The sequence below is a fragment of the Picosynechococcus sp. NKBG042902 genome (assembly GCF_963864045.1).
In the GTDB taxonomy this organism is placed as follows: Bacteria; Cyanobacteriota; Cyanobacteriia; order Cyanobacteriales; family MRBY01; genus MRBY01.
This window is the reverse complement of record NZ_CAWLTV010000024.1, coordinates 1-3,290: the sequence shown is the minus strand read 5'-3', so window position 1 is coordinate 3,290 and position 3,290 is coordinate 1. Positions and strand designations below refer to the sequence as shown.

Genomic DNA, 3,290 nt, shown 5'->3' with positions numbered 1-3,290 from the left:
TTATAATTTTCTAGAAAAATGCCCTACAGTTTAGTTATTAACTTTGTCCCGCGATCGCCACTGCTAAAAACCCATCTTAATGGTCGTAATCTTCACGCTCTATTTCTTGACCTGGTTAGCTCCGTTGATAAAGACCTGGGGACACAACTGCACCAACAACAGAGTGAGAAAGCCTTTACTCTCAGTCCAGTACAGATCAAGCTCAATCGTAAGCTAATGCAATGGAGCTATCATCGGGCGATCGCCGCCGGGACCCCCTGTTGGTGGCGCATTACCTTATTGGATGACAGCCTATTTGGAAAACTAGCTCATCTCTGGCTAAATATAAACCGCACGGAACCTTGGCAGCTAGGGTCTGCCCAGCTTGATATTGTCAGTATTCTTTCCAATCCCCAGTCACAACAGCCATGGGCAAACTTTATTTCTTATACCAGACTCTATGAACAAGCCCTTGACGGCACAGATAGCCAAACTTCACAACAGGCAAGAAAAATAAATTTTAGATTCTGTACACCTACAGCATTCAGAAAAACACAATACGATGTTTCTCTACCAGATCGAGACTTAATTTTTCGGAGTTTGCTTAAGCGATGGAATCAATATAGTGAAATTCCTTTTGAATTTACAGAGACTATTTTTGAGTCTATTTATCCTAGTTTTTTTGCTATTAGAACTGAAATTGTCAGCGATAAACGGAGTAAATTTATTGGCTGTGTTGGTGAAATGAGTTTCAGTATTTTAGGAGATGTAAATGCCCAAATTATTAAGCAAATTAATACATTAGCAGATTTTGCTTTCTACGCAGGGATAGGACGAAAAACGCCGATGGGTATGGGACAAGTTTCTAGATATTAAAGGTTTAAAATGGACGATTATCTACCTCTTGCCTATCTAAATGCATGGGAATATTGCCCAAGACGTTTTTACTTTGAATATGTACTTGGGGAAATGGAAATTAATGACCATATTATTCGGGGAAACCATCTTCATCGGAATATTGATCAAGCTGGGACATTAATTGAAGGAGATACCCGCATTCACCGACAACAATGGGTTTGGAGCGATCGCCTTAAAGTGAAAGGCATTATCGATGCAGTCGAAGAAACGGATGGCTTACTGATTCCCCTCGAATATAAGAAAGGGAAAATGGGGAAGCACCTCAATGATCATTTCCAACTTTGCGCCGCAGCCCTATGCCTAGAAGAACGTACCAAACAAGAAATTCCCTACGGTGAAATTTTCTATTACGGCAATCGACGGCGACAGCAAGTCGAGTTTACCCAAGTTCTACGCGCTCAAACAGAACAGGCAATTATGGCGGCTCACCTTGCCTCAGATAAGCCCATGCCTCTGCCAATCACCAATCAAAAAAAGTGCACTGATTGCAGCCTAAAGCGTTTGTGCCTCCCTAAAGAAATCAAAAAACTCGTTAAATCCCATTAACCATGTCAACTCTATATTTAACTCAACCAGATGCCATTCTGAGCAAACAACAGGAAGCATTCAAGATTGCCCTGAAATCTGAAGATGGCACATGGAAAAAACAATCAATCCCTGCCCAAACTTTGGAAGATATAGTCCTTCTGGGTTATCCCAGTATGACGGGTGAAGCCTTTGGATATGCCCTAGAACTTGGTTTACCTGTGCATTATCTCAGTCGCTTTGGTAAATATGTTGGCTCAGCTCTCCCTTGTGAGTCTCGCAATGGTCAACTGCGTCTCGCTCAATTTCGCGCCCATGAAAATCCAAATCAACGCCTCGATATCGTTAAGGCAATCGCCAAAGGAAAAATCCACAACCAATATAATCTCCTCTACCGTCGCGGCCAAAAAGAAAATCCCCTCAAAGGACGCGAAAAACTCGTTTTACAAAAACATTCCCTCGATGAAGTACGAGGTGTTGAAGGCTTAGCTGCACGGGAATATTTCGCCTGCTGGCAGGACATTTTAGGAGACCAATGGGAATTCACCGGACGTTTTCGTCGTCCCCCCACCGACCCCGTCAATGCCCTCTTGAGTTTCGGTTATGGCTTACTCCGCACCCAAGTCACTGCTGCGGCCCACATTGCCGGACTCGATCCCTACATCGGCTTTCTCCATGAAACCACCCGTGGTCAGCCAGCCCTCGTTCTCGACCTTATGGAAGAATTTCGCCCCCTCATCGCCGATAGCGTTGTTTTGACTGTCCTCAAACAAAAAGAAATTAAGCCTAAAGATTTTAATGAAAGTCTTGGTGCTTACCGTCTTAAAGATGATGCTTGTAAGGTCTTTTTATCTGCCTTTGATCGTAAACTTTGTTCGGAATTTAAACATCCCATTTTTAACTACAAGTGCAGTTATCGTCGGGCCATTGAGCTACAAGCGAGACTGCTTGCGAGGCATCTACAAGAAGGGATTCCCTACGAACCTTTAATTATTCGATGAACACTCTTTTTTACCTGATCATTTACGACTTACCTTCTACAAAGGCAGGGGATAAGCGCCGCAAGCGTTTGTTTGATTTATTATCGGGTTATGGCACTTGGAAGCAATTTAGTGTTTTTGAATGTTTTCTGACGACGAAGCAATTTGCAAAGCTACAAACTGCGATAGAAAAACTGATCAAACCGGATGAAGATGCTGTTTGTATTTATATTCTCGATGCCACGGCTGTTAAAAAGGCGATCGCCTACGGTACATCTACGCCAGAAAAACCGGGTAGCATCATCCTTTAGATTTGACCTAAAATCAAATTGGCAAACCCATAGCGTGACCAAAAATCCTAGGGACTTCGCCAAAACCTCTAGAACCTTGAAAACTCAATACTTTTCAATACTTAAAGGTCAACAATTTATAGAGCGATCATGGGTAAAATTGGATGCATGGAGCGACATCTGCCAAATGAGCTTTGCAAAGCTAGGTATCGTAAGAGTCCTGGCTCGCGGACTTTCCAACCACTAAATCCCGACCACGGGACTGAAACTAATCATTATGCGTCCCCCATTAACAAATTTGCTTGCTTTCCAACCACTAAATCCCGACCACGGGACTGAAACATGGACTCTTTAACTGTGGATAGAAGGGGCCGAAGCCTTTCCAACCACTAAATCCCGACCACGGGACTGAAACATCAGTTTTGCTTGAGAAAGCTGAATTCCTCCATCAGAACTTTCCAACCACTAAATCCCGACCACGGGACTGAAACTAAAGACCAGATATCTCTCAACAGAGGTATTCCCACTTTCCAACCACTAAATCCCGACCACGGGACTGAAACAGCCCTACCAAAATCTGTGTGATTTCGTTCAATGC

4 protein-coding genes and 1 CRISPR repeat array are annotated in these 3,290 nt (G+C 43.3%); all 4 genes read left to right on the top strand.

What is annotated here, in order from left to right:
• Positions 1-18: 18 nt before the first annotated feature.
• Genes cas6 through cas2 form a run of 4 tightly spaced genes read left to right on the top strand, consistent with a single transcriptional unit; the run spans position 19 to position 2,713 of the window.
• Entirely contained in the window at positions 19-855 is an 837-nt protein-coding gene (cas6, locus tag AACR41_RS00210) for a CRISPR-associated endoribonuclease Cas6 (RefSeq protein WP_030008331.1), read from the top strand.
• Positions 856-864: 9 nt separating this feature from the next.
• A complete protein-coding gene (gene cas4, locus AACR41_RS00205) occupies positions 865-1,443 on the top strand; it encodes a CRISPR-associated protein Cas4 (protein ID WP_030008330.1) in 579 nt (192 codons plus the stop codon).
• Positions 1,444-1,445: 2 nt separating this feature from the next.
• Complete coding sequence (gene cas1d / locus AACR41_RS00200) at positions 1,446-2,423, top strand: type I-D CRISPR-associated endonuclease Cas1d (RefSeq protein ID WP_030008329.1); 978 nt, start codon at positions 1,446-1,448, stop codon at positions 2,421-2,423.
• Positions 2,420-2,713, top strand: a complete 294-nt coding sequence (gene cas2, locus AACR41_RS00195) for a CRISPR-associated endonuclease Cas2 (protein ID WP_030008328.1) — start codon at positions 2,420-2,422, stop codon at positions 2,711-2,713. The genes cas1d and cas2 overlap by 4 nt, the downstream gene beginning before the upstream one ends.
• A gap of 211 nt (positions 2,714-2,924) precedes the next feature.
• Positions 2,925-3,255: direct repeats of the CRISPR family, unit length 37 nt; unit sequence CTTTCCAACCACTAAATCCCGACCACGGGACTGAAAC.
• Between the last annotated feature and the right edge of the window lie 35 nt (positions 3,256-3,290).

What these genes read in the sequence shown, in the direction of transcription:
- cas6 (WP_030008331.1), top strand. Translation starts at nt 19, where the DNA reads ATGCCCTACAGTTTAGTTATTAACTTTGTCCCGCGATCGCCACTGCTA.
- cas4 (WP_030008330.1), top strand. Translation starts at nt 865, where the DNA reads ATGGACGATTATCTACCTCTTGCCTATCTAAATGCATGGGAATATTGC.
- cas1d (WP_030008329.1), top strand. Translation starts at nt 1,446, where the DNA reads ATGTCAACTCTATATTTAACTCAACCAGATGCCATTCTGAGCAAACAA.
- cas2 (WP_030008328.1), top strand. Translation starts at nt 2,420, where the DNA reads ATGAACACTCTTTTTTACCTGATCATTTACGACTTACCTTCTACAAAG.